At 61.7% G+C, this 25,839-nt stretch carries 22 protein-coding genes; 3 read left to right on the top strand and 19 right to left on the bottom strand.

The window, feature by feature from the left end; all coding sequences use genetic code 11:
* Positions 1–140: 140 nt before the first annotated feature.
* The 5 genes from NE357_RS13290 to tpx all read right to left on the bottom strand — a co-directional run bounded on the left by NE357_RS13290 (position 141) and on the right by tpx (position 9,808).
* Positions 141–1,610 (bottom strand): efflux transporter outer membrane subunit, encoded by a 1,470-nt coding sequence (locus NE357_RS13290; protein WP_169430239.1) that lies wholly within the window; start codon positions 1,608–1,610, stop codon positions 141–143.
* Positions 1,607–4,714 carry an efflux RND transporter permease subunit gene (locus tag NE357_RS13285; protein ID WP_169430238.1) on the bottom strand — a complete coding sequence of 1,036 codons (3,108 nt, stop codon included), beginning with the start codon at positions 4,712–4,714 and terminating at the stop codon, positions 1,607–1,609. Before NE357_RS13285 ends, NE357_RS13290 begins: the two co-directional genes overlap by 4 nt.
* Complete coding sequence (locus NE357_RS13280; RefSeq protein WP_169430237.1) at positions 4,711–7,815, bottom strand: MdtB/MuxB family multidrug efflux RND transporter permease subunit; 3,105 nt, start codon at positions 7,813–7,815, stop codon at positions 4,711–4,713. The genes NE357_RS13285 and NE357_RS13280 overlap by 4 nt, the downstream gene beginning before the upstream one ends.
* Positions 7,812–9,119 (bottom strand): MdtA/MuxA family multidrug efflux RND transporter periplasmic adaptor subunit, encoded by a 1,308-nt coding sequence (locus tag NE357_RS13275; protein WP_169430236.1) that lies wholly within the window; start codon positions 9,117–9,119, stop codon positions 7,812–7,814. Before NE357_RS13275 ends, NE357_RS13280 begins: the two co-directional genes overlap by 4 nt.
* A 188-nt stretch (positions 9,120–9,307) precedes the next feature.
* Positions 9,308–9,808: a thiol peroxidase gene (tpx, locus tag NE357_RS13270; protein ID WP_169430235.1), complete on the bottom strand. Its 501-nt coding sequence runs from the start codon at positions 9,806–9,808 to the stop codon at positions 9,308–9,310.
* Between the two features lie 219 nt (positions 9,809–10,027).
* On the opposite strand from tpx, the gene NE357_RS13265 reads away from it, so the two are divergent.
* Positions 10,028–10,453 (top strand): YciI family protein, encoded by a 426-nt coding sequence (locus NE357_RS13265; RefSeq protein ID WP_169430234.1) that lies wholly within the window; start codon positions 10,028–10,030, stop codon positions 10,451–10,453.
* 61 nt (positions 10,454–10,514) lie between these two features.
* Here NE357_RS13265 and NE357_RS13260 read toward each other — a convergent pair whose 3' ends face one another.
* From NE357_RS13260 to NE357_RS13245, 4 genes are all read right to left on the bottom strand, one after another.
* On the bottom strand, positions 10,515–11,186 hold the full coding sequence (locus tag NE357_RS13260; RefSeq protein WP_169430233.1) for a DUF3313 domain-containing protein: 672 nt from the start codon (positions 11,184–11,186) through the stop codon (positions 10,515–10,517).
* A 141-nt stretch (positions 11,187–11,327) separates the two neighbouring features.
* The gene (locus tag NE357_RS13255; RefSeq protein WP_169430232.1) at positions 11,328–12,302 is read right to left on the bottom strand and encodes a hypothetical protein; all 975 of its coding nucleotides are present in this window, start codon (positions 12,300–12,302) and stop codon (positions 11,328–11,330) included.
* A 129-nt stretch (positions 12,303–12,431) separates the two neighbouring features.
* Positions 12,432–12,911 carry a DUF934 domain-containing protein gene (locus tag NE357_RS13250; RefSeq protein ID WP_169430231.1) on the bottom strand — a complete coding sequence of 160 codons (480 nt, stop codon included), beginning with the start codon at positions 12,909–12,911 and terminating at the stop codon, positions 12,432–12,434.
* Positions 12,908–14,581: a nitrite/sulfite reductase gene (locus tag NE357_RS13245; RefSeq protein ID WP_169430230.1), complete on the bottom strand. Its 1,674-nt coding sequence runs from the start codon at positions 14,579–14,581 to the stop codon at positions 12,908–12,910. The genes NE357_RS13250 and NE357_RS13245 overlap by 4 nt, the downstream gene beginning before the upstream one ends.
* A gap of 279 nt (positions 14,582–14,860) precedes the next feature.
* Between NE357_RS13245 and ccoN the strand changes: the two genes are divergently transcribed.
* Positions 14,861–16,288, top strand: a complete 1,428-nt coding sequence (ccoN, locus tag NE357_RS13240; protein WP_134826679.1) for a cytochrome-c oxidase, cbb3-type subunit I — start codon at positions 14,861–14,863, stop codon at positions 16,286–16,288.
* A 15-nt stretch (positions 16,289–16,303) separates the two neighbouring features.
* Complete coding sequence (locus NE357_RS13235; protein WP_169430229.1) at positions 16,304–16,525, top strand: cbb3-type cytochrome c oxidase subunit 3; 222 nt, start codon at positions 16,304–16,306, stop codon at positions 16,523–16,525.
* A gap of 193 nt (positions 16,526–16,718) precedes the next feature.
* On the opposite strand, the gene NE357_RS13230 is transcribed toward NE357_RS13235, so the two are convergent.
* The 10 genes from NE357_RS13230 to NE357_RS13185 form a co-directional block, all read right to left on the bottom strand.
* Complete coding sequence (locus NE357_RS13230) at positions 16,719–17,210, bottom strand: hypothetical protein (RefSeq protein WP_445576632.1); 492 nt, start codon at positions 17,208–17,210, stop codon at positions 16,719–16,721.
* 116 nt (positions 17,211–17,326) lie between these two features.
* A complete protein-coding gene (locus NE357_RS13225; RefSeq protein WP_169430228.1) occupies positions 17,327–17,836 on the bottom strand; it encodes a GNAT family N-acetyltransferase in 510 nt (169 codons plus the stop codon).
* 67 nt (positions 17,837–17,903) lie between these two features.
* On the bottom strand, positions 17,904–18,881 hold the full coding sequence (locus tag NE357_RS13220) for a LysR family transcriptional regulator (RefSeq protein ID WP_169430227.1): 978 nt from the start codon (positions 18,879–18,881) through the stop codon (positions 17,904–17,906).
* 175 nt (positions 18,882–19,056) lie between these two features.
* Positions 19,057–19,989 carry a peptidylprolyl isomerase gene (locus NE357_RS13215; RefSeq protein WP_432760328.1) on the bottom strand — a complete coding sequence of 311 codons (933 nt, stop codon included), beginning with the start codon at positions 19,987–19,989 and terminating at the stop codon, positions 19,057–19,059.
* A gap of 11 nt (positions 19,990–20,000) precedes the next feature.
* A complete protein-coding gene (locus NE357_RS13210) occupies positions 20,001–20,468 on the bottom strand; it encodes a YbjN domain-containing protein (RefSeq protein WP_169430225.1) in 468 nt (155 codons plus the stop codon).
* A gap of 29 nt (positions 20,469–20,497) precedes the next feature.
* Positions 20,498–21,127 carry a DNA repair protein gene (locus NE357_RS13205; protein ID WP_169430224.1) on the bottom strand — a complete coding sequence of 210 codons (630 nt, stop codon included), beginning with the start codon at positions 21,125–21,127 and terminating at the stop codon, positions 20,498–20,500.
* 17 nt (positions 21,128–21,144) lie between these two features.
* On the bottom strand, positions 21,145–22,842 hold the full coding sequence (locus NE357_RS13200) for a putative porin (protein ID WP_169430223.1): 1,698 nt from the start codon (positions 22,840–22,842) through the stop codon (positions 21,145–21,147).
* Positions 22,843–22,881: 39 nt separating this feature from the next.
* Positions 22,882–23,586, bottom strand: coding sequence for an energy transducer TonB family protein (locus NE357_RS13195; protein ID WP_169430222.1), 705 nt, complete (start codon positions 23,584–23,586; stop codon positions 22,882–22,884).
* A gap of 3 nt (positions 23,587–23,589) precedes the next feature.
* Positions 23,590–24,015, bottom strand: coding sequence for an ExbD/TolR family protein (locus tag NE357_RS13190; RefSeq protein ID WP_169430221.1), 426 nt, complete (start codon positions 24,013–24,015; stop codon positions 23,590–23,592).
* An 11-nt stretch (positions 24,016–24,026) separates the two neighbouring features.
* On the bottom strand, positions 24,027–25,826 hold the full coding sequence (locus NE357_RS13185; RefSeq protein WP_169430220.1) for a DUF2341 domain-containing protein: 1,800 nt from the start codon (positions 25,824–25,826) through the stop codon (positions 24,027–24,029).
* Between the last annotated feature and the right edge of the window lie 13 nt (positions 25,827–25,839).

The following is a 25,839-nucleotide window of genomic DNA, read 5'->3' as shown; positions in this document are numbered from 1 at the left end:
AAAGTAATCAAATGGCCATCAACCCGATGAAACGCTTGTTTGATCGTCTGACAAGGCTCTAATTCAGGGTCTTGAGAAGATCGTCCGCCTCGCCGGCAGATCATTCCCACGCTCCGCTTGGGAATGATCATGGCCTCACGTCAGCGGTTATCAGTGGTTTCCAACTGCCCGTCCCAGCCACCGCCCAGCGCCGCGATCAACTGCACGCTGGCAATCAAGCGGCTCTGCAGGATATTCAGGACAGTGCGCTCGTTGCTCAACGCCGTGGCCTGCACGGTCACCACATCGAGATAAGCAATCACCCCGGCCTTGTACTGGTTTTCGGTCAGACGCAGGGAATCCCGTGCCGCATCGAGGGCTTCCTGGCGCACGGCCGCTTCGTCTTCGTACACCTTCAACTGCACCAGGTAATTTTCCACCTCGCGGAAGCCGTCGAGCACGGTCTGGCGGTATTTGGCCACGGTCTGGTCATACACGGCTTCGGTACGGTCCACTTCCGCCGAGCGTCGGCCACCGTCGAACAGCGGCAGACTCATTTTCGGCCCAACCGACCAGAAACGGTTCGGCAGACTGATCAGATCCCGCGAAGTACTGCTGCTGTAGCCGCCGCTCATGCTCAGGGTGAAGTCCGGGTAGTACGCGGCCTTGGCTACGCCAATATTGGCATTCGCTGCAATTACCGAGCGTTCCGCCGAGGCGATGTCCGGGCGCCGTTCCAGCAGTTGCGACGGCAGGCTCAACGGAATCTGCGGCAGCTTCGGAATGTCCTGGGTTTCGGCGAGCTTGAACTGCGCCGGCGGCTGGCCGGTCAGTACCGCAATGGCGTTTTCGAACTGCGCCCGCTGCCAGATCAGGTCCACCAGATCGCCCTGGGTGGATTTGAGTTGCGTCTGTGCCTGGGCCACGGCATCACGCCCGGAGATTCCGGCGTTGTATTGGTTCTGGGTCATTTTCAGCGAACGTTCGTAGGCTTCCACCGTCGACTCGAGCAAACGCTTCTGCTGATCGATCACACGCAACTGCAGGTAGTTCTGCACCAGTTCCGACTGCTGGCTCAGGCGCATCGCCGCCAGATCGGCGAAGCTGGCCTGCGCGCTGGCCTCGTCGGCCTCCAGCCCCCGGCGCAACTTGCCCCAGACATCGGCTTCCCAACTGACGCCCAACTGGGCGTTGTAGGTATCACGAATACCGCTGGACGAACTGCTCAGGCTCGAACTGCTGCTGCCGGTGCCCTGGCTGGAGCGGGTCTTGCCTAGGCTCAGGTCGAGCGTCGGGTAAAACGCTCCACGGGCATCGCGCACCAAGGCCTGGGCCTGACGGTACTGCGCCTCGGACTGGGCGACGGTCTGGTTGGAACGGTTGAGCTTTTCCACCAGCTCATTGAGCTGACGGTCGCCATACAACTCCCACCAGGCGCCCCGGGCCAGGGAATCCGAGGGACTGGCCTGACGCCAGCCCTTGGCCTCTTTGTACTGGGCGACTTCGGCGGTCTGCGGGCGCTGGTAGTCCGGGCCGACGGCGCACGCACTGAGCATCGCCACGCACAGTGACAGGCTCAGCAGACGCGAGCCGCGGACACTGGCCAGTTGGATAAGCGAACGGTCATTCATAGCGGAGTTTCCAGTGCGGCATCGGTACGTACGCCACGCCACTTGTTGAAGCGGTGACGGGCCTTGTCGAGATAGAGGTAAACCACAGGTGTGGTGTAAAGGGTCAGAATCTGGCTGAAAATCAGACCACCGATAATGGTCAGGCCCAGTGGCTGGCGCATTTCCGCGCCTTCGGCACGGCTGAGCAACAACGGCAACGCGCCGAGGATCGCCGCCAGCGTGGTCATCAGGATCGGCCGCAGGCGTTGCAGACAGGCACTGCGAATCGATTCCAATGGCGCCATGCCCTGATGACGCTCCAGTTGCAGCGCCAGGTCGATCATCAGGATCGCGTTCTTCTTCACCACACCGATCAGCAGGAACAACCCGAGCAGCGAAATCAGGCTGAACTCGCCGCCCAGCACGTAGATCGACAACAGCGCGCCAACCCCGGCCGACGGCAGTGTCGACAGGATCGTCAGCGGATGAATGTAGCTTTCATACAACACGCCCAGCACCAGATACACCGCCAGCAGCGCACCGAGGATCATGAACGGCTGGCTCTTCTGGGTGGCCGCGAAGGCGTCGGCGGTGCCGGCCATTTTCGCGATCACGTCTTCCGGCAGGCCAACCTTGGCAATCGCCCGCTCGATGGCCGCACTGCCCTTCTCTACCGTCACGCCTTCGGCCATGTCGAACGCGATGCTTTCGGAGGCGAACTGGCCTTCGTGGCTGACCCGGTCGTCTTCCAGGCTGCTTTCGTAATGGGCAATGGTCGACAACGGAATCCGCGCGCCATCGGCAGTGATCACCTGCACCTGATTGAGCGTGACTGGGTCCTGGGCGTATTTCGGATTGACCTCCATCACCACCTGATACTGGTTGAGACTGTCGTAGATCGTCGAAATCTGCCGCTGGCTGTAAGCGTTGTTGAGCACGGCGGTGACCATGTTCATGTCCACACCCAGGCGCTTGGCCTGATCGCGGTCGACGATCAGCGTCACCTGCTGCGCACCGCGCCCTTCACGGGCGTCGATGGCGGTCAGTTCCGGCAAGGCGCGCAATGCGGTGACCACTTTCGGGTACCACTCGCGCAGGGCCCCAAGATCGCCGCTTTGCAGGATGTAGCTGTATTGCGAGGTGGTCTGCTCACGGCCACCGCCGAACTGCAGGTCCTGGTCGGCCATCAGCATCAATTGCGCGCCGGGCACCTTGGGCATTTCCTTGCGCAGGCGCTCGATGACTTTCTGCGCCGAGATATTGCGCTCCTTGATCGGCTTCAGGCGCACCAGCATGAACGCGTTATTGGTTCCGTTGGTGCCACCGATGAAACCGGCAACGCTCTCGACCGCTTCGTCCTTGAGCACGGCGCGGCGGAAGGTTTCCATTTTCGGCTGCATCACGCTGAACGACAGGCCGTCGTCACCGCGCACGAAACCGATCAACTGGCCGGTGTCCTGTTGCGGCAGGAAGGTCTTGGGCACCACTACATACAACGCGACGTTCACGCCGACCGTGATGATCAGGCTCAACAGTGTCAGACGTCGGTGACGCAACACCCAGTCGAGGCTGGTGGCGTATTTGCCGACCATCCAGTCGTTGGTGCGCCGGCTCCAGCGTTGCAGACGGTTTTCCTGGCCCGGCGTGTGCGGCTTGAGCCAGCGGGCACAGAGCATCGGTGTCAGGGTCAGGGAAACCACCAGCGACACCACGATGGCGGCGGCCAGGGTGATGGAGAATTCACGGAACAGGCTCTCGATGATCCCGCCCATGAACAGGATCGACAGGAACACCGCCACCAGCGACACGTTCATCGACAGCAGGGTGAACCCGACTTCCTTGGCCCCCAGATACGCGGCCTTCATCGGCTTGACGCCTTCGTCGATGTGCCGGGAAATGTTTTCCAGCACCACAATGGCATCGTCCACCACCAGCCCGGTGGCGAGAATCAGCGCCATCAGCGACAGGTTGTTCAGCGAGAATCCGTAGAGGTACATCACGGCAAAAGTGCCGACCAGCGACACCGGCACCGCCAGAGTCGGGATCAGCGAAGCACGGAAATTGCCGAGGAACAGGAACACCACCAGGATCACCAGCGCCACGGCGATCAGCAAGGTCATCTCGGCTTCGTGCAGCGTGGCCTTGATCACCGGCGAACGATCCATCGCCAGATTCAGCTTCACGCTGGCCGGCAACACGGCCTGTAATGCCGGCAACTGCGCCTTGATCTCGTTGACCGTCTCGATGATGTTGGCGCCGGCCTGCCGGTTGATCACCAGCAACACCGCCGCATCGTCATTGAAGAAACCGCTGTTATAGCGGTCTTCCACGCCATCGCTGACCTTGGCCACGTCCTTCAGACGAAGCGCGGCACCGCCGTTGTAGTGGATGATCAGCGATTCGTAGTCCTTGGCCTTCTCCAGTTGATCGTTGGCCTGGATCTGCCACAGGCGCTGGTCGTCCTCGACCGAGCCCTTCGGCCGGCGCACGTTGGCGCCGGCGATGGTCTTGCGCACATCGTCCAGCGCCACGCCGTACTGGTTCAGGGCCTGGGGTTCGAGTTCGATGCGTACCGCCGGCAGGGAGCTGCCGCCGATCTGCACCTCGCCCACGCCCTGCACCTGGGACAGGCTCTGGGACAGGATGGTCGAGGCCAGGTCGTAGAGCTGGCCTTTTTCCAGCACATCCGAGGTCAGCGACAACACCATGATCGGCGCCTGTGACGGGTTGACCTTCTTGTAGGTCGGCATGCTGCGCATCCCGCTCGGCAGCAGGTTGCGCGAAGCGTTGATTGCCGCCTGCACTTCCCGCGCCGCGCCATTGATGTCGCGGTCGAGGTCGAATTGCAGAATGACCCGTGTCGAACCCTGGCTGGAACGGCTGCTCATGGTATTGACGCCGGCGATGGCGCCGAACGAACGCTCCAGCGGCGTAGCAACCGTGGACGCCATGACTTCCGGGCTCGCGCCGGGCAGACTCGCCTGCACCACGATCACCGGGAAGTCCATTTGCGGCAGCGGCGACACCGGCAGCAGGCCGAAGCTCACACCGCCCAGCAGCATGATCGCCAGGCTCAGGAGCATGGTCGCCACCGGGCGCTTGATGAAGGGACCGGACAGGTTCATGGCTGTTCTACCGGCTCCACGGCCGAAGGCGCACGGCCAAAACGCCGGCCGAGACGATCGAAATACAGGTAGATCACTGGTGTCGTGAACAGCGTCAGGATCTGGCTCACCAGCAATCCGCCGACCATCACCAGACCCAGCGGCTGACGCAATTCAGCACCCGAACCGGTGGCCAGCATCAACGGCACCGCGCCGAACAACGCGGCCAGCGTCGTCATCAGGATCGGCCGGAACCGCAGCAGCGCCGCCTGATAGATCGCCTGCTCCGGCGCCATGCCTTGAGTACGCTCGGCGTCGAGGGCGAAGTCGATCATCATGATCGCGTTCTTCTTGACGATACCGATCAGCAGGATGATGCCGATGATCGCGATCATGCCCAGGTCATTGCCGCTGAGCAGCAGCGCCAGCAACGCACCGACCGCCGCCGAAGGCAAGGTCGACAGAATCGTGATGGGGTGGATGTAGCTCTCGTAGAGCACGCCGAGCACGATGTACATGGTCACCACCGCCGCCAGAATCAGCAGCAAGGTGCTCGACAGCGAGGCCTGAAACGCTTCGGCTGCACCCTGGAACTGGGTCTGCACGCCGATCGGCATGCCGATGTCTTTCTGCACCTGCTCGATGATGTCCACCGCATGCCCCAGCGCCACACCGTGGGCAAGGTTGAAGGACATCATCACCGCCGGGAACTGGCCGATGTGAGTGATCGCCAATTGCGCCTGACGCTCCTCGACATGGGCCAGGCTCGACAACCGCACCTGACCGCCATCGGTGGTCTTGACGTGAATCTGATCCAACGCCTGCGGGCCGATCTTCTCCCCGGCCTGAGCCTGCAGAACCACGCGGTACTGGCTGGCCTGGGTGTAAATGGTCGAGATCTGCCGCTGGCCAAAGGCGTCATACAGCGCATCGGTGATGTTCGCCACCGACACGCCAAGGCGCGAGGCTGCATCGCGGTCGATCACCAGGAACACTTGCAAACCCTTGTCCTGCAAATCACTGGCGACGTCGGTCAGCTCCGAACGCTGGGCCAATGCCTCGACCAGCCGGCCGCTCCAGAGGCTGAGCAGTTCGGCGTCCGGCGACGACATGCTGAACTGGTACTGGGTGCGGCTGACGCGGTCTTCGATGGTCAGGTCCTGCACCGGCTGCATGAACAGGCGGATGCCGACAAGCTTGTCCAGCTGCGGTTGCAGGCGGGCAATCACTTCGGTCGCCGTCAGATCACGCTGGCCATGGGGTTTGAGGTTGATCAGCAGGCGACCGCTGTTGAGCGTGGCGTTGTCGCCGTCGACGCCGATGTAGGACGACAGGCTTTCCACCGCCGGGTCTTCGAGAATCACCTTGGCCAACGCCTGTTGACGCTCACCCATGGCAGCAAAGGAAATCGACTGCGGCGCCTCGGAGATGCCCTGGATCACCCCGGTGTCCTGCACCGGGAAGAAGCCCTTGGGCACCACCATATAAAGGAACACGGTCAGGGCCAGGGTGCCGATGGCCACCAGCAGTGTCAGCGGCTGGTGCTTGAGCACCCACTGCAACTTGCGCCCGTAAGCGGCAATCATCCAGTCGATGAACGCACCGCTGGCTCGGTAGAAACGGCCCTGTTCATGTTCTTGCGGCTCACGCTTGAGCAGGCGCGCGCACATCATCGGCGTCAGGGTCAGCGAGACCACCAGGGAAATCAGGATCGCCACCGCCAGGGTAATGGCGAATTCGCGGAACAACCGCCCCACTACGTCGGCCATGAACAGCAGTGGAATCAGCACCGCGATCAACGACAGGGTCAGGGAAATCAGGGTGAAGCCGATCTGCTTCGCGCCCTTGAGCGCGGCCTGCATCGGGCTGTCACCCTCTTCAATGAAACGGGCGATGTTCTCCAGCATCACGATGGCATCATCGACCACGAAACCGGTGGCGATGGTCAGTGCCATCAGGGTCAGGTTGTTGACCGAGAATCCGGCCAGGTACATCACGCCAAACGTACCGATCAGCGACAGCGGAACCGCTACTGACGGAATGATGGTCGCACTGGCGCGACGCAGGAACAGGAACGTCACCATCACCACCAGCGCGATGGCGATCAGCAGCTCGTGCTGCACGTCGGTGACCGAGGCGCGGATGGTCTGGGTGCGGTCGGTCAGCACGGTCACTTCGAGGCCCGCCGGCAGGTTGTCGGTGATGCTCGGCAGCAGCGCCTTGATCCGGTCGACCACCTCGATCACGTTGGCGCCCGGCTGGCGCTGGATATTCAGCAACACTGCCTGATTCTGGTTGGCCCACGCCGCCAGACGCTCGTTTTCGGCGCCGTCGACGATCTGCGCGACATCCTTGAGCCGCAGCGGTGCGCCGTTCTTGTAGGCCAGGATCAGGTTGGCGTAGTCCTTGGGCGAAGTCAGCTGGTCGTTGGCATCGAGCATCGACACCCGCGTCGGGCCGTCGAAGTTACCCTTGGGCTGGTTGACGTTGGACGCACCGATCAGCGTGCGCACGTCCGACAGGTTCAGGCCGTTGGCCGCCAGTGCCTCCGGATTGACCTTGATCCGCACCGCCTGACGCTGACCGCCGGCGATGCTGACCATGCCGACGCCGCTGATCTGGGCGATCTTCTGCGCCATGCGCGTGTCGACCAGATCGTTGAGCTTGGGCAGCAGCATGGTTTTCGAGGTAATCGCCAGGGTCAGCACCGGGGTGTCCGCCGGATTGACCTTGTTGTACACCGGCGGCGCCGGCAGATCGGTCGGCAACAGGTTGGTTGCGGCGTTGATCGCCGCCTGCACCTGCTGTTCGGCGACGTCCATGTTGATGTCGAGGCTGAAACGCAGGGTCAGCACCGAGGCTCCGCCGGAACTGGTCGAAGCCATTTGCGTCAGGCCCGGCATTTGCCCGAACTGACGTTCAAGCGGCGCGGTGACGGCGCTGGTCATCACGTCCGGACTGGCGCCCGGGTACAACGTCATGACCCGGATGGTCGGGTAATCCACCTGCGGCAAGGCCGAAACCGGCAGCAAGCGATAGGCGATCAGACCGGCCAGTACGATGGCCAGCATGCTCAGCGTGGTGGCGACCGGGCGGAGGATGAACAGACGCGAAATGTTCATGCGCCCTTCTTGGCCTTGTCGGTGACGGCAGCATCAGGAGCGCTGGCGGCGGACTTGCCTTGCAGGTGTCCGGTCGGCGTGGTCGGCACATCCTGACTGTCGTTGACCACTTCCACTTCACTGCCTTCCTTCAAGCGGTCTGTGCCTTCCAGCACCACGCGGTCGCCGGCGGCCAGGCCTTCGGTGACCACGGTGTTCTGCCCGTCGCTGGCGCCGATCTTCAACTGGCGGATGGTCACTTTCCTGTCGCCGTCCAGCGCGTAGACGAAGGTGCCGTTGGTACCGAACTGGATCGCGGCCGATGGCGCCAGCAGCACGCCCTTGAGGGTGTCGGCCAGCAGGTGAACGTTGACGAACTGGTTGGGGAACAGCGATTGATCGCGGTTTTCGTAGCGCGCCTTGAACTTCAGGGTGCCGGTCGTCACGTCGATCTGGTTGTCGAGGCTTTGCAGCACGCCAGTGGCTTGCAGTTTGGTATCGCCACGGTCCCAGGCTTCAGCGGGCAGTTTGGCGCCGCTGCGGTAGCGGGAGAGCACGGTTTCCAGGCTGTTTTCCGGCAGGGTGAACGCTACACTGATCGGCTGGGTCTGGGTAATGACGGCGAGGAACGTGGTGTCATTCGCGGCCACCAGGTTGCCGACGTCGAGTTGGCGCAGACCGACGCGACCGGCAATCGGCGCGCGGATCTTGGTGAATTCGAGGTTGAGCTTGGCGTCGTTGACCGCCGCCTGGTTGGTTTTCACGGTGCCGAGGTATTGGCCGACCAGTGCTTCAGCGGTGTCCAGGGTCTGCTTGGCGATGCTGTCTTCCTTGTAAAGACCGCGATAGCGCTCGACATCAACCTGGGCGTTTTTCAATTGCGCCTGATTCTGCAGCAAGGTGCCTTCAGCCTGAAGCAAGGCGTTCTGGTACGGACGCGGGTCGATCTCCGCCAGCAGGTCGCCGGCCTTGACCATCTGCCCCTCTTCGAAATAGATCTTCACCAGTTCGCCGCCGACCCGGCTGCGCACGTTGATGGTGTTCAGCGCGGTCACGGTGCCCAGCGCCTTGTAGTACAGCGGGAAATCACCGGTGACCACGGGCGCCACGCGCACCGGGATCGGACCCGCCGCCCCGCCGAAGCCCGGACGCATCATCCCCGAACGACCGGTGTGGCCGGCTTGCGCCTTCTCGCCGCCCTCCTTGTGGGCCGATCCGGCAGGCCAGAATTTCCAGCACAGGCCGGCGATGACCAGCAGGACCAGCAGACTGAGCAGCCAGCGACGAGAGTTTCGGGAAGACGATTGCATGGAGTGATTAACCATTGGGCGCGTGGGCTTCTTTTACGGAAGGCTGAACGATAAGCACTGGTGGGGGTAAAGCAAAGCGGCTTTACCGGCAATTTACCTTCAACTTACGTTTCAAGGTGTGAGCCAAAACACTGATACACAAATGAAAACGGCCTGGACAGGGCCAGGCCGTTAACAATTGTAAAGCGCTTGTTTCAGAACACTTATTTCAATACAGCCAGCGCTGCATCGTAGTTCGGCTCTTCAGCGATTTCCTTGACCAGCTCGCTGTGCAGCACGTTGTCGTTTTCGTCCAGCACAACCACCGCACGGGCGGTCAGGCCTTTCAGCGGGCCGTCAGCGATGGCCACGCCGTAGTTCTCGATGAACTCGGCGCCACGCAGGGTCGACAGGTTCTGTACGTTTTCCAGACCTTCGGCGCCGCAGAAGCGGGCCTGGGCGAATGGCAGGTCAGCCGAGATGCACAACACCACGGTGTTGGCCAGGTCGTTGGCCTGGGCGTTGAACTTGCGCACGGAAGTGGCGCAGGTCGGGGTGTCGACGCTTGGGAAGATGTTCAGCACTTTGCGCTTGCCGGCGAAGTCTTTCAGGGTGACGTCGGACAGATTGCCGGCTACCAGGGAAAAGGCTGGCGCCTTGGAACCGGCTTGTGGCAGTTGGCCGTTGACTTGAACCGGGTTGCCTTTGAGAGTGACTTGAGCCATGAACGGAGTCCTTCTTAACGTTGTTGGGAAAGCATGCAAGAGGCGGAAGTTAACCACGAAATTGTCCGACGACCTATGCCTGAACCGAAATTGGTCGGTGTAGAGCGTACCGCCCTCACCCGCCGCCACCGTCTGCATCTTTTATTTAACGGGCTGTCGATTCAAGCCCTAGCCGTTCGACAAAGCAGTGAATCCCTCACTTTCCAGCGGAGAAACACCATGCGCTTCATGATCATTGTCAAAGCCAGCCAGGATTCCGAAGCCGGCGTGATGCCAAGCGAGCAATTGCTCACCGATATGGGCAACTACAACGAGGAACTGGCCAAGGCCGGCATCCTGGTCTCGGCCGATGGCCTGCATCCAAGCAGCAAGGGTGCCCGCGTACGTTTCAGCGGGGAAACACGCAGCGTGATCGACGGCCCTTTCGCCGAAACCAAGGAGCTGATCGCCGGTTACTGGATCTGGGACGTGAAATCGAAGGAAGAAGCCATCGAATGGGTCAAGCGCTGCCCTAATCCCATGCCGGGCACCGAGGCCGAAATCGAGATTCGCCAGATATTCTGCCCGGAAGATTTTGGCGCCGAATTCACTCCGCAACTGCGCGAGCAGGAAGAACGGATTCGCGAACAGGCCAAAAAGCACTGACAGTCCACTCTGCTCCCGACCGGCCTCCACGACTCACGCCGTGGAGGTCATCAGGCCCGCCTTATCTGGACTTCATTTTCAGATAGGACTGGTGCATGTCCGACGCCCAGCCATCGATCACGGCTTTAACGTCATCGGCCTTCATTACCTGAGAATCGTTTTCCAGAGGTTTACCGGTGCCCTTGCGCACGACCTGCGCCACCACCTTGTTGTTGCCGCCATCGATGAACACTGCTTCGGTGGCCAGGGTGGTTTCCTGATCGCGACTGCCGCTGGCAGTGGTGACCGCTGCCGCCACCAAAGCAATCGGGATCACTTCATAGGCACGCAGGCCTTCGGTCTTGCTGTTGACGGCGGTGATGGCCGCGCGCACAACGATCACACCCGGGCCGGGCCCGCTGGCCAACGGCAGAGACTTGCCCACTTCACGCTTGAGCGCCTGATCATAGTAAGCAGTGATACCATTGAGGGTCTGTTGCGGGATTTTTGCCGTTGGCTGAGGCTTGGGATACAGCTGGGTCGGTTCGATGTAGACGCTGGTGTACTTGTTGATATCGAGTTTGGGATCGACCCAGCGCATCACCTCGGCACCGGACGGTGACTTGGCCTCCTTGAGCTGGCTGTAGTCCTTGAGGAAGCCTGAATACTCATCCGGAGCGACGGTTTTGCTGGAGCAACCCACCACGCCAAGCGAGGCAATGCATAGGGTGCTCATCATTAAGGCTAGCTTCATGCTGTAACTCCTGTCAGAAGGCCTGATTTATTGCATGGGGAGTTACAGGTATAGCTAAAACCACAGGCTTTGCGCTTTGCCGGACGGGAAATGAATCCCGCCCCCGGACTGAAGCACGATAAAACCCGATTCAGATCAGATTCACCAGGTCGACGTTTCCCCGCTGCGCAACGCCATCTCCCGCCGGCTGTTGAGCCGCATCGCCTTGATCAGCGACACGGTGCCCACCAGCAACAGCGCCGCGCCGAACAGGAAGTCGATGTTGTACAGCTGGAAATCCTGCACCGGCCCCACCAGCACTGTGCGCACCACGCCGATTCCAACCAGCGTGGCCAGGAAGTCGATTCCCGGCTCGTCGCGGTAGAACACCAGCAACAACGGCAGGCACAACACCAGCAACATCAGCAGCACCACCACCTTGAACGAACCTTTACGCTCGACGCTGAACGCGCACTCGTGGTGGCCGTAGGCTTTGTAGTCTTCGTCGCGGACCACCGAGTTTTTCTCGTTGATGTAGTCGGCGCGGTTGTACTTCTGGATCGGCGTGAAGGTGTTGGACATCTCCATCAGCGTGGTGATGTTCTTGAAGCGCAGGTCGATGCGCTCGTTACCCTTGAGGTAATACAGCACCGGTTTGTAGCCGTAGCGATAGGTGTCGAAAGGGAACTCGGTGACCCGGCCGTGAACGCCGATCGGGCGCGATTCGAGCTGGGCGAAGGCGCTTTTGTCGGTCGAAGCGAGGTTGCGGCTCAGGGGCAGGACTTTCACTTGCTCAAGGAAGATCGGCGTGACGCCGTACGTCCACTGCAACGGTTCCAGGCGCAGACGCAGTTCGTTGCGACCCAGGTCATAGCGGTTGAAGGTGCGCTCGGACACCACCACCGCACCGCTGAGCATGAATTCGCCGCGCAGGTTGTTGGTGATGCGCAGGGTCAGTTGATCCTTGCCCAGCAGCGCCGCTTCCGTGTTCGGCGGCGTGCCGCACCATGCGGTGCTTTCGCCGACACCGCCAAGCTGGCCGCCGCGGTTTTCGTTGAACACATAGATGTAACCGGCCCACAGCGTCAGCATCAACAGCAACGCGGTGAGGCCCAGAATCTTTTTGCCCGGACCCACTGATCAGACTCCCTTCTTCGTTCCGTCGTCCAGCCGAAAACCCGCTGGCGACGGGGACTCTACCAAAAGGCCAGCATCGACCCAAGGAAAAATCCCCGATTCATCAGGGTTCTAAGGGTTTCCCCTGCGTCACCTGCGCCGAAACAACGGCCGCGGCTCGATCACCGAGCGCCCGTACAACACGCTCATTCCCGCCAGTCCCTTGAGCGCATCCTCGGCGGATTTGTCCTCGCGCACCGCAAAGCTGTCAAAACCGCACTGGCGCATGTGGCTCAACTGATCACGCAGCACATCGCCAATGGCCCGCAACTCGCCTTTCCAGCCGAAACGACTGCGCAACAGGTAGGCCTGGCTGTAAGCGCGGCCGTCGCGAAAGCTCGGGAAGTCGAGGGCGATCAGCGGCAGCGATGCCAGCCACGGCAACAGGCTTTCAACGCCGTCGTCCGGGCCCAGCCAGACCGCATGGCGCGAGGGGGATTCGAGCCAGTGGGCCAGCGGCAGAATCAACATTCCGGCGCCGGACTCTATTTCAGGCGAGCGGATCAGCGTCCACGGATCATCCAGCACAATCCGCGCCCCGCACTCCTCCATCCGCAGCAGATTGTTCATGCCGATACCTCCAGGGCTTTCGGGTAAACCCGCTCCTTGAATGGCTCCAGCCCGATGCGCGCCACGGTATCGACGAACAGCTCTTCCGCCTCGCGATAACGCACGAAAGTGCCAATGATCCGCTCGATCACCTGTGGCACCTCGTCGGCGCTGAACGACGGGCCGATGACTTTGCCCAGTGCACTGTTTTTGCCCTGGGCGCCGCCGAGGGTGATCTGGTACCACTCGCTGCCGTTTTTATCGACGCCCAGGATCCCGATGTTGCCGATGTGATGATGGCCGCAGGCGTTCATGCAGCCGGAGATGTTCAGGCTGATGTCGCCCAGATCATGCAGGTAATCGAGGTTGTCGAAACGCGCCTGAATCGCCTGGGCAATCGGGATCGACTTGGCATTGGCCAGCGCACAGAAATCGCCGCCGGGGCAGGCAATGATGTCGGTCAACAGGCCGACGTTGGCGGCGCCCAGGCCCTGCTCTTTCGCCAGTTGCCACAGCGCGAACAGCTCGGACTTGGGCACATCCGGCAGTACGATGTTCTGCTCGTGGGCGATGCGAATCTCGCCGAAACCGAAACGCTCGGACCAGTCGGCCACCGCCAGCATCTGCAAACCGGTCACATCCCCCGGCGGTGAAGCCAGGCCCGGTTTGGTCGACAGCACCACGCTGGTGTAGCCCGGCATTTTATGCGGTTGCACGTTGCGCGCGACCCAGCGGGCGAACGCCGGGTTGTCGGCCAGGTGCGTGCCGAAATCCAGATCGGTACCCGCCAGCGTGCGATAGTTCGGCGGCACAAAAGCACTGGCAACCCGCAGGTATTCATCCTCGGTCAGTTGCGCCGGGCCGTCCTTGAGGTGTTGCCATTCTTCTTCGACTTCTTTGGCAAACGCTTCAATTCCCAGCGCCTTGACCAGAATCTTGATCCGCGCCTTGTACTTGTTGTCGCGCCGGCCGTGGCGGTTGTAGACCCGCAACACCGCCTCGACGTAGGACAGCAAGTGCTGCCAAGGCAGGCCGTCGCGGATCTGCAGACCGAGGATCGGCGTACGCCCCAGCCCCCCGCCGACAATCACTCGCAGCAACATCTGCCCGTCATGACCGGGGTAAAGGTACAGGCCGATGTCATGCATCATGATCGCCGCGCGATCCTGCTTCGCCGAGCAGATGGCGATCTTGAACTTGCGCGGCAGGAACAGGAATTCCGGGTTGATCGTCGACCATTGCCGCAGGATCTCGGCCAGCGGACGCGGGTCGATCATCTCGTCTGCCGCCACTCCGGCGAAGGCTTCGGTGGTGATGTTGCGCACACAGTTGCCCGAGGTCTGGATCGCATGCATGTTGACCTGCGCCAGACGTTCGAGAATGTCCGGCACTTCGTGCAGTTCGATCCAGTTGAACTGCATGTTCTGCCGGGTGGTGAAGTGGCCATAGCCACGATCGTAGTCACTGGCAATGCTCGCCAGGGTGCGCATTTGTTCGGCACTCAGGGTGCCGTAGGGAATCGCCACCCGCAGCATGTAGGCGTGTTTTTGCATATACAGGCCGTTTTGCAGGCGCAGCGGCAGAAATTCTTCTTCGCTCAACTCCCCGGCCATGAAGCGCTCGACCTGATCGCGAAACTGCGCAACGCGCTCGAACACCAGCGCCCGGTCGTAATCATCGTATTGATACATCGGCCTACTACCTCGTCAGGAATTTCCTGTGGGAGCGAGCCTGCTCGCTCCCACAGTTTTGTAAAAGCACTATGACGTTGCAGCGCAGCCTGTTACAGATTCACCTGAACGCATAAAAACCGTATCAGGGCGCGGCAGATGGCCGCAGGCAGCGCCTGGATCTGATCCGCATAAATGAACAATTCCTGAGCCTGTTTTGTTTCCGGTGGGGTTTCTACAGTGCAGCTCGTGCCAGACCGGGTGGCCTGGCAAGACTTTGCAACCGTGGATGAACTGACCATGAGCACAGCAACAATCGGACAGGCTTATAACTACAAGGTCGTCCGCCAATTCGTCATCGCGACTGTTTTCTGGGGTGTCGTGGGCATGGCGATGGGGGTATGGATCGCCTCGCAACTGGTATGGCCGGACATGAATCTGGACTTGCCGTGGACCACCTTCGGCCGCTTGCGACCGTTGCACACCAGCCTGGTGATTTTTGGTTTCGCCGGCAGTGCGCAATTCGCGGCCAGTTACTACGCGGTACAGCGTACCTGCCAGGTGCGGCTGTACTCGGACAAACTCGCCGCGTTCACCTTCTGGGGCTGGCAATCGGTGATCGTGATCATGCTGGTCACCCTGCCGATGGGCTACACCACCACCAAGGAATACGCCGAGATCGAGTTTTCCGGCGCAGTGTGGATGGCGGTGGTCTGGGTTGCATACGCCATCGTGTTCTTCACCACGGTGGTGCAACGCAAGACCAAACACATCTACGTCGGCAACTGGTTCTTCGGTGCGTTCATCCTGGTGATTGCCATGCTGCACGTGGTCAATCACCTGTCGATTCCGGTGGACTGGTTCAAGTCCTATCCGGTGTATTCCGGCGCCACCGACGCCATGGTGCAATGGTGGTACGGGCACAACGCGGTGGGTTTCTTCCTGACCACCGGGTTCCTCGGGATGATGTATTACTTCGTGCCCAAGCAAGTGAATCGGCCGGTGTACTCGTACCGGTTGTCGATCGTGCACTTCTGGGCGCTGATCACCCTGTACATCTGGGCCGGCCCGCACCATTTGCACTACACCGCGCTGCCGGACTGGGCGCAGTCGCTGGGCATGGCGATGTCGCTGATCCTGCTGGCCCCGAGCTGGGGCGGGATGATCAACGGGATGATGACCCTCTCGGGCGCCTGGCATCAGTTGCGCACTGACCCGATCCTGCGCTTCCTCGTCCTGTCGCTGGCGTTCTACGGCATGTCGACCTTCGAAGGTCCGATGATGGCGATCAAGACGGTCAACGCCCTCTCCCACTACACCGACTGGACCATCGGCCACGTGCATGCCGGTGCGTTGGGCTGGGTGGCGATGATCACCTTCGGCGCCACCTATCACATGGTGCCCAAAGTCTTTGGCCGCGAGCGCATGCACAGCACGCCGCTGATCAACCTGCACTTCTGGCTGGCGACCATTGGCACGGTGTTGTACATCGCGTCGATGTGGGTCAACGGGATTACCCAGGGCCTGATGTGGCGGGCGATCAACGAGGACGGCACGTTGACCTACTCGTTCGTTGAAGCGCTGCAGGCCAGCCATCCGGGGTTTGTCGTACGGTTTGCCGGCGGGGTGTTCTTCCTGACGGGCATGTTGCTGATGGCCTACAACGTATGGCGCACGGTGCGGGTGGCGGATGTTGCGATTGCCCACCGTGAAGCGCAGATCGCCTGATCAAGGGAGCTGGTCATGTTCGATATTGTCTTGAATGTATTGGGCGTGCTGTTTCTGTGGCTGTCAGTGGAGTACTGCCTGCGCCACGAAACGGCTGAAAGCCTGGATGATGCGAGTCTCACGCCGTTTGCCGATGATCCGGAGGTGGCGCGGCGGGTTGAGTTGGCCACTGGCAAGACTGTGAAGGCAGTGGCGCCGGAGGTGGCGCAGCCGGGGTGGGTCAATCTTGAGATGTGAAGTGTGTCAGGGGCAGCCCCCCTCACCCTAGCCCTCTCCCGGAGGGAGAGGGGACTGACCGAGTTGTTTACTCGAAATACACCGACCTGAAATATCGAAGGTGAATGCAATATCAACAACGACGAAGATCTGCTCCCTTTCCCCCTCGCCCCCTTGGGGGAGAGGGCTGGGGTGAGGGGGTAAGCTTTTGATCTTAGGTGCGGTCTCGGGGAATCAGGCTCTGCAATTGCTGCGCGAGAAAATTCGCATCGAAAACAAAGGTATCCGGGTCTTTCAACCCGTTGGTCTTACGCCACTGCCACTCCCCGCCCGGCAACCCCACCAACGAAACACTCCCGTACCGCGCCGCCGTCAGCCCCATCACCGCCAGCGAAATCTGCCCGCCACTGCCCATCACATCCGGCACGAACTCCACCGATTTGCCGGCGATCACGATGCTCAGTTTTTCAGTCTTGAAGGTTGAGGTCTCAACCGGAATGCTCGGCCCGAACGCCACATAAGCCTCCCGACCCACCTCCAGCAAACCCGGCGCCTGCACCGGCTCCAGCCATTGCTGAATCTGCCCGAACAATTCGGTAATCCGTGAGGCCCAGGTCGCCGATTGCGTCTCGAACAGTTGCTTCTTGTGCGCTTCGCTGTCGGCATAGTGGCGAAGCATTTCGCCCAGCTGCTGTACGTCGTCCATTGCGGTGTTCCTTCAAGGAAGCAGTGCTGCGGACGTCGAGCATGGCAGATGCCGAGGTCGACCGTGCAAGTCATTTGCCTGCACGATCGCCACTTCGGCCATGGACTGACAAAAGGTCAGCGCTTGCGCAACCGCGCCATGCTCAGGGTGTCGACCCATTGCCCGTCACGCACCGCATAATCGCGGAACAGGCCTTCGGTTTCGAAGCCGAACTTGCGATAGAGACCAATGGCCGCTTCGTTGTCGGCGTACACCGAAAGCTCGACCCGGTGCAGGTTCATCCAGTTGTCCGCAATCTCCAGCGCCGCCGCCAACAACGTCGAACCGACACCCTTGCCCTGCCACGCCACCGCGACGGCCATGCCGACACTGCCGGCATGGCTGCGGCGAATCCGCGAAAAAGCCTCCAGCCCGAGATGCCCGATCACCGCACCTTGATGCAGCGCCACCAGCTTCACCATCCGTTCGTTTTCGGGCATCAGCCGTTGGCGCCAGATCTCGGCAGACTGAAACGGCATCTGCAACACCTGCCGGGTCACGGCCGGGTCGTTGTAAAGCGCGGTGACGCCTTCGACGTGGGACTCGCTGAAGCGTTCGAGGTGAATGGCGGGGTTGTGCTCAGGCATGATAGATCCCTCCTGGATCAGTGCGTGGCCGGTCACTGTAAACCGGCGCAACTGATCCAGGCGAGACTTACTCGAACCACTCCTGCCGCTCATTGAAAGTGCGTTGAATCAACTCCACCAAGGTCTGCACCTCCCCGACATTCTGCGACTCACTGTTCACCGCCAACCACGCCTGCAACCGCATCGCCTCCCCAAACAACCCCGGCAACGCCACCAGCCCGCGATCAAACCGGCTCATGTACATCGGCAGCAACCCGATGCACGCGCTGCAACGAATCATCTCCAGCATCAGCTCGTAAGACTGCATCTGCACCACCCCGGCCAACCGCTGTTCGACCAGCTCATTCCACGGCCGGAAGCTGTCGATCTGCCGGTCATGCTGCCATTGCACCAGCATGAAATCGGCGAGGTCATCCGGACTTTCTGGCCGTGCAGTGACACGGGAATAGCGTTTGGCGATGTGCGGCTGGTATTCCAGTTGCGCGAGGCGTTGCGGTTCGCTGGTGGCGAAGGTCGGGCCCGGATGCGGGTTGTCGCCGTGGGCGAGCCAGAGCACGATGTCGGCGCTGACCGCATGCAGGGCCAGTTCGCTGTCGAGGGCGATGATTTCCAGGCGCACGCTGGCGTTGCGGCGCAACAGTGCGATGAGGTCGCGGCCGAGGATGTCGTGCAGGATCGATTCGGCGACGGCCAGTCTTATCAGGGGTTGCTCGATCACCGGAAGTTTGCGCTCGTGAGCCAGGGCGATCAGTTGCGCCTGCAATTGCTGGCCTTCGCGGGTCAGCGTCAAGGCACTGCCCTGAAAGCTGAACAGCGCGCATTGCAGTTGCTGTTCGAGCTGCGCCAGTTGTTTGCGCAGCAAGGTCGAGCGCACGTTGAGGCTGCGGGCGGCTTGCATGAAGCAGCCGCAACGGGCGCTGACCAGAAAGTATTGCGCGACGTCGCCGTCGAGGGTCGCGGCTTGCGCCAGCCAGGGTTCTTCCTTGTCCTGTGGCCAGCGGAAATCGGCGCTGCTCTGTCGTGCTGCGGGTTCGGTGAATGACATCGATGACTCCCTGTCGATCTTTGTATTTTTGGAAAACGTCACGGCTCTAATGTGGGAGCGGGCTTGCTCCGGGCGGCGTTCCGACGAAAGCGGTGTGTCATTCAACGAATAAGTTGTCTGGCATGGCCCCTTCGCGAGCAAGCCCGCTCCCACAAGGTTCAGAGGTGGACCTGAATTACAGTTTTTCCTCCAGCACCTTATTGAGCTCGGCCCCGTCAATGCTCAGCGTCGCGGTGTTGAGCATGCCGTCCAGATAGGCCTGGGCGATCTGTTCCTGACGCTGTGCCCGCAAGGCCAGGGTCAGTTGATCGCGCAACTCGTCGAGGGTCGCGGTGCGGGCCGGTTGTTGTTCGGTGAGTTTGATCACGTGGAAACCGGCGCTGCTTTGAACGGGATCGGAGACCGCGCCAACCTTGAGTCGCGCCACCGCACCACGCACTTCCGGCACCAGTTGCTGCAACGGTTGAAGGCCAGTATCGCCCCCGCGTTCGGCAGTCAGGCGATCCTGAGAAAACTCCTTGGCCAGTGCTGCAAAGTCCGCCGGGGTTGCCTGGGCTTTCTTGCTCAACTCCGTTGCCTGCTTGCGCACGGCCTCAAGGTTCTGCGGCTCATTCACCCCAAGGAAGATCTGGCTGACCCGATACAGCGCCGGCGTCTGCCAGTTGGCCTTGCCCGCGTCATACGCCTGCTGCAACTCGGCGGCGCTCGGATAGTCCGCCGGCACTTTGCTCACCGACTGCAAATAGTCGCGAAACACGATCTGTTCGGTGGCGGCGCGGGTCTGCCGAAGCACGTCCGGACGCTGCGCCCAGCCTTGGGCATCGGCCTGTTCGAGCACGGCTTTTTCGGCCAGGCGTGAACGAATCCAGCGCTCCAGCGCCTCACGATTACCGCGCAGTTGCTCGCGGGTCTGTGGCGGTACGGCGGCCAGCAGCGCCTGCAATTCCTCCGGCGACACCTGCTGATTGCCCAACCGCGCCACCGCAGGCCCACTGTTCGCCGTAATGACCGGCGCCGGTTGCTGGGCGGCGACCGGGTCATTGCCCGGCCGCACCACCAGCGCCACGGCCGCCACCAACAGCGCCACCGCAGCGGCGCTGATTACCATGGCAGGTTTGGTCACAGCGCGACTTCCTCTTGCTCAACCTTTGGAGCCTGGGCGGCAGCAGCGTTCTGGGTGAAATCACGCAGGTACACGATGAATTCCTGAAGCAGGCGATCCCACAATTCCAGGTTGCCGCGCAGGTAATCGCTGCTCACGCCCGCGGCCAACACCACGTCCATTTCCATCACCAGAAACTCGCCCTGCAACGACAACCGGGCAAACCGGCGGGTTGCGTTCCACTGCTCGGCCACACCGGCCGGCAACTCACCCTGTACGCGCAAGGCGCAGCTGAAGGTGAAGTCGACATAGCTGCCCTGCTCCGCCACCGCCGGGTTGCCGAAACGCACGGCGTAACCGATGCCCTGACTGGCGCTGAGCAACTGGACGATGCCGTTCTGTTCGGTCTGGTTGACGCGGTAACCGGCGGCTTGGAGCACTTCGGTCAGGGATTGCGGGGAGACATGGGAGATCAATTGAGTCATGACTTCTTCCTTGTTTATGAGTCTTTTAATCAGTGCGCGATCGCAGCTTGCGGCGCATCGAATTGAGTCTTGTACAGTTCATCGCCGAAGCCCTGAGCCAATTCATCGAACTTGACCCGGGCGCTGCCGGCGAAGGGCTGGCGGATCTTCATCACCTCGGCCACATCGATGTTTTCGTAGGCGGCGAGAATCTGCTTGGCCACGCCGTACATCTGCTGATTCTTGACCGAACATTGCTGCACTTGTGTGTCACGTTCAGTCAATTGCGCTTGAAGCTTAGACCGTTCTGCCTCTTTGGCACGGGCCATGACCAACAGCTCGTCGTAGGCTTTCTTGAATTTGCCGGTCTGCTCGTTGCTGGCCGCCACCTGCGCCTGAGCCTGGCTGTGCAGGCTTTGCTGCTGCCCGGCCAACTGCTCGGCCAGGCCTTTGGCCTTGGCCAGTTCGGCGGTCAATTGCTTGATTTGCGCCTGGGCTGCCTTGGCTTCGTTCTGCGCCGCCAGTTGCGCGGCGCTGGCCTGGGCCTGCTGGCTTTGCAGGGTTTGCAGTTGCTGGGTGGTGCTGCGCAACTGGGTGCGCAGACGCTCCTCCATGCCTTCGGCACTGGCCCCGCTGGCGACCAGCAATCCAAGTCCGAGCAAAAAGTACCGAGTGTTCATATCCCTCTCCCGGCGCCTTAGAAGCGCGTGTTGATCTCGAGCTGCAAGACGTCGATGTCGAACGGCGCGCCATACACCGCTTCGGTGCTCATCCAGCGACCGGTGGCGTAGACGTTCTTCGCCAGACCGTAGTTGCCACCGAGTATGTAGCCTTTGGCGTTAGTGCCGCCGAGGTGGAACGACGAGTCGTTGAAGCCGTCCGGCAAGGCGTCAGGCTGGATGTACTTGTAGCCGGCGAACAGGTTCCAGTCGCCCTGCTTCTTCAGGTCCAGCGCATTGCCGAGGGTGAACTGCACCATCCACGCATTGGCACCGCTTTCGATGTTGCCGTTGCTGTCGAGGTTGTTGACCAGTTGCCCGGCCGACCGCTTGCGCATATCGCCTTCGTCGTAGCCGAGGTTGTGGATGTAGTTGCCCTGGCTGCGCAGTTTGAAGTCTTCCGGCAGGTCGGCATCCCAGACCAGGTTCAGGTCCAGCAGGTTGAACTCGGAAGCGAGGCCAACGAATTGCGGCTGCGGCGTGGTCGTCGGGTTAAGCGGGTTCGGCGTGATGTCGCGCAGCAGGAACACACTGTTGCCCTTCTGCATGAACGCCGCACGCGTGCCGTCGCTGTCGCAACCCGGTGCGCCGGCCCAGGGTTCGCAGGGGCTGGAGCGCTCACCCTGGATGTCCTGGAAGCGGTAATAGGCCAATGCGCCTTTCAAGCGGTTGTTGCTGTTGATCGCCCACTTGGCGCCGACCTGTGCGCCGTACAGCCATTTGTTGTCGCTTTCTTCCTTGTCGAAGCCGTTGCTGGTGGTGGTGTCGTTGGTGTAATCCACCGGGAACGCGCCGACGGTACCGAACACACCCCAGTCGCGGCTCAGCTTGTGGTCGAAAATCGCCGCCACGCCATCGAAGTTCAGGTCGTTGGAATACAGCATGTCGGTAGACATGAACGGGTTGGCGAAGCGGCCACCGGTCAGGGTCAGTTCATCCGACGGTTTCCAGGTCAGGTAACCCTGATCGAGCCAGATGTCTTTCTTGGCAAAACCGCCGCCGAGGTTTTGGGTGGTCGACACCGGGTTGTTGTCCGAGCCGGTGCCGATGCGGATGCCGGCGGTCCATTGCGGCGAAATGTCCGCTTTCATGCCCAGCCGCGCGCGCAGGCGAAACAGGTTGGTGCGGTCTTCACGGGTGTTGAGCAACGGCGGCAACGCGGTGCTGCTGTTGGGGTTCACGTCGTACGGGCCGTTGTTGTTGAGCCTGGCGAAGTCGACGATTTCGTTGCTGTTGCTGCCCGAGTAGTAGCGCGATTCGTCACGCAGGCGAATGTCGCCGTCGAAGCTGATGCGCGACGCCCAGTCCGGGAAGGTGTTGGGCGCGGCCCAGTTTTCCTGCTTGGCGGTCGCCATGACTTCAGCCTTGACCTGATCACGGATCTGATCGCGCACCGCAGCCGGCACGTATTGCACCCGCACATCGCCCGGTGCGGCGACCGGCCCGGCGGCCACAGCGGTGGACGCCGCGGCCTGCTTGGCCTGGGCCGCTTCGTTCTGGGCCTGGGCGATCAGTGCGTCGGCCTTGTCCTGTTTCAGAATGCCCTGCTCGACCAGCAAGCGGATCAGATTGATCGTGGCGTTCTCCGAGGGCGCTGGCGCTGCCGCGGCCTGACCGACCAGGGTCGCGATGACCATGCCGACCGCCAGGGACAATCGATTCACGTTGGAAATCATCTGCACACAACTCCTTTTCATACAGCTTTATGAATTCGGTTAACCCGGACGCCGCCCTTGCAGGGACATGCGCACAGGCAAGGTGATGGAGGCCGGTGGCCGTTCGCTTAAAGCAGGCGCATTGCGCAGCGCGGCGAGCACTTGCGTATCGATTTCGGGATTGCCGCTGGACTTGACCAGCTCGACCCGGGTGATCTCGCCGACGCTGCTCAGCCACACATCGGCCTGCAGCGAAAACGCGAGGTTGCGCAGGTCGGGGTTCTCGCGCAGCAGCTTCTGGAAGGTGAACGCGAGGAACTGGCTGTACGTGCCGTTGCCCAGTCGCCCACCGCCGGACCCGGCCATGCCGCCGCCCTTGCCCGCGCCGATGTTGAAGGCGTCGCTGCCGCTCTGGGCGTCGCCGTCAATCTGCATCGGGTTGGCCAGGTCGTCCGCCGGCGATGGCGGCGCTTCTTCCTCGGGTTTCACTTCCTGTGGCTCGGGTGTCGGCTCCGGCTCGACGACTTTTTCTTCCACCGGGGTTTCCGGTTCCGGCGGTTTTTCCGGCGGCGGAGGTGGTGGTGGCGGCAACGGAATGATCGTCGGCACCTTCGGCGCTTCCCGGCGGATGCCGCTCATGTCATTGGCCCACTGCCACAACAGGAATGCCGCAATGGCGCCCAGCAGCAGTCCGGCGCCCCACTTCACGTAACGCAGTGGCGACTTCTTCACCGGCAAAGGCTCGATTGGCATCTGTGCGGTCATGACTCAGCCCTGCGTCGGTTTGCCGGTGACGAGACCGACCTGGGACAGTTCGAGCCGGCGCAACAGATCCAGCACTTCGATAACCTTCTGGTACTGCACCGTGGCGTCGCCGCGCACGATCACCGGGAAGTCCGGGTTCTGCGCCTTCTCGATGCGCAGGCGCTCTTCCAGTTCAGGCAACGTCACCGGGTAGGAGTCGAGGAACACCTGGCCGCCGTCGTTGACCGAAATCGCCTTGGTCTTGGCCTCGGACAGCGACACGGCGGCGCTGGCCTTGGGCAGGTTGATCTGGATCCCGGAGACCTGCGCGGTGGCGGTGAGGATGAACATCACCAGCACCACCATCAGCACGTCCACCAGTGGCGTGATGTTGATGCTGTCCACTGCGGCATCTTCGTCATCGTCGTGGGAGGCATTTACGGACGCCATGTCAGTGCTCCTCAGGCCGGTACGGAGTGGTTGGCGTGATGGCCGCGCTGATGCGCCGCTTCACTGGACTGGCCTTCGCCGTGCATCTCCGCCAGCCGGGTGATGAACTCGTCGACGAACACGCGCATGTCGGCGCTGACTTCCTTGTTGCGGGTGATCAGGCGGTTGTAGCCAAACAGCGCCGGGATCGCGACGAACAGACCCATGGCGGTGGCCAGCAACGCGGCCGCCATACCCGGCGCGATGGCGTTGATGTTGACGTCGCCGGCCATGGCCGTGCCGAGGAACACCACCATGATCCCCAGCACGGTGCCGAGCAGACCGATATATGGGCCGCCAGCGATGGCGTTGGACAGGGTCGAGAGTTTCGAGCTCAGTTGCTGGTTTTCCCGGGTGCGCACGCCGTCCATCGAGCAGCGGATCGCTTCGATGGTCGCCGCCGAAACCGACGAGGTGTCGGCGCCCTGCTCGCGGCGGGTGCGGATCTCTTTCACTGCCACTTGATACAGGCGCCACAGCGGCGAATGCTGCAAACGCTGGGCGAGTTGCGTGTCGTTGGCGAACATCTCCAGTCGTGTGCCGACCTTGGCGAATTGCACGCGGAAGTCTTCGTTGGCGGCAGTGACGCGGCTGAGGGTGCGGTTCTTGCGCAGCATGATGATCCACGACTGGAACATCATCAGCACCAGCACCGCGATGATCACCCATGCGTCTACCGGTACCGCGTTGAGCAGGAAGCCGAGGCTGCCGAAACCGAAGCCGGACTGTTCTTCATCGACGCCATAGGCGACCAGTTTCGACTCGGCGCCCTGGGAAGTGGCGTCGGCCAGCAACAGCGGTGCCGGACGGGCGACTTTCGACAGGCGCAGTTCGTCGATGGCGCCCACGAACGGCTGGAAAGGACCCTCGTGCAGATCCGCTCCGATAGCCATGACCGAGTTGAACGCCGGCATCGCCTGGGCCAGTGCCGCGCCTTCGCGACCGTTGATGTACAGCGTCACTTTTGCGCCTTCGGCGGTCAGGGCGACGTGCTGCCATTGGCCCGGATTCAGCGGCTGGGTGGCGACAGCGCGCTGGCCGTCGATCTCCACGAACGGCACGCCCTGACTCACACCGACCAGCAGGCTGTTGGCGCCTTCGCGGCGGGCCAGAATCAGTTGTTCGCCGTTGGCCTGATCCAGTCGCAGCCAGGCACTGAAGGTGAACGCGCTGCCGGCGTTGTGCTGCAACGACGGACTGGCCGGCAACAGCAACGGCTGACCGCTGAACTGCAAGGCACGCCCTACCACGCCGTCAATCGCGGCGCCGGTCGCACTCTGCGCGGTGTTGCCATAGGCGGTGGTGTCTTTGGCCGGGGTGCCGGTGGCGCCGTCGAAGTGGTAGAGCGCGGTGTAATTCGGATCGAACGTCAGTTGGCCATTGCCGGTGGCCGGGGCCTTCTGGTTGCCGTAATACATCCAGATGTCCTGACGCTGACCGCCCTCGACATTCGGCACATCGACCCAGATCAGCGCCATGCCCATCAGCGCGTCGAAGCTTTCGATCTGGTGGTTGAGCACGGTCTTGTCGTCGGCGGCGACGAAGCGCAGGTCCGAGCCGTCCTCTTTCACGCCGTCGAAGGTGAAGTTGCCGGTATGCAGGCGCACCAGCAGCGCGGTACGGCCGAGGGCCTGATTGATCGCGGCGCCTTGCGGCGTGGTGTCGACGGCGATCTGTTTGCGGTAGTGCCAGTCGTCCTGCCACCAGGCCTGGGCCGTGGCCGGGAGCACAAAGCCCAGGCAGATCAACAACGAAAGGAAAAGGCGCTGCATGGAAGTGCTCCTT

This window comes from Pseudomonas sp. G7(2022) (assembly GCF_052660475.1).
This window is presented reverse-complemented; position numbering and strand designations above follow the sequence as displayed.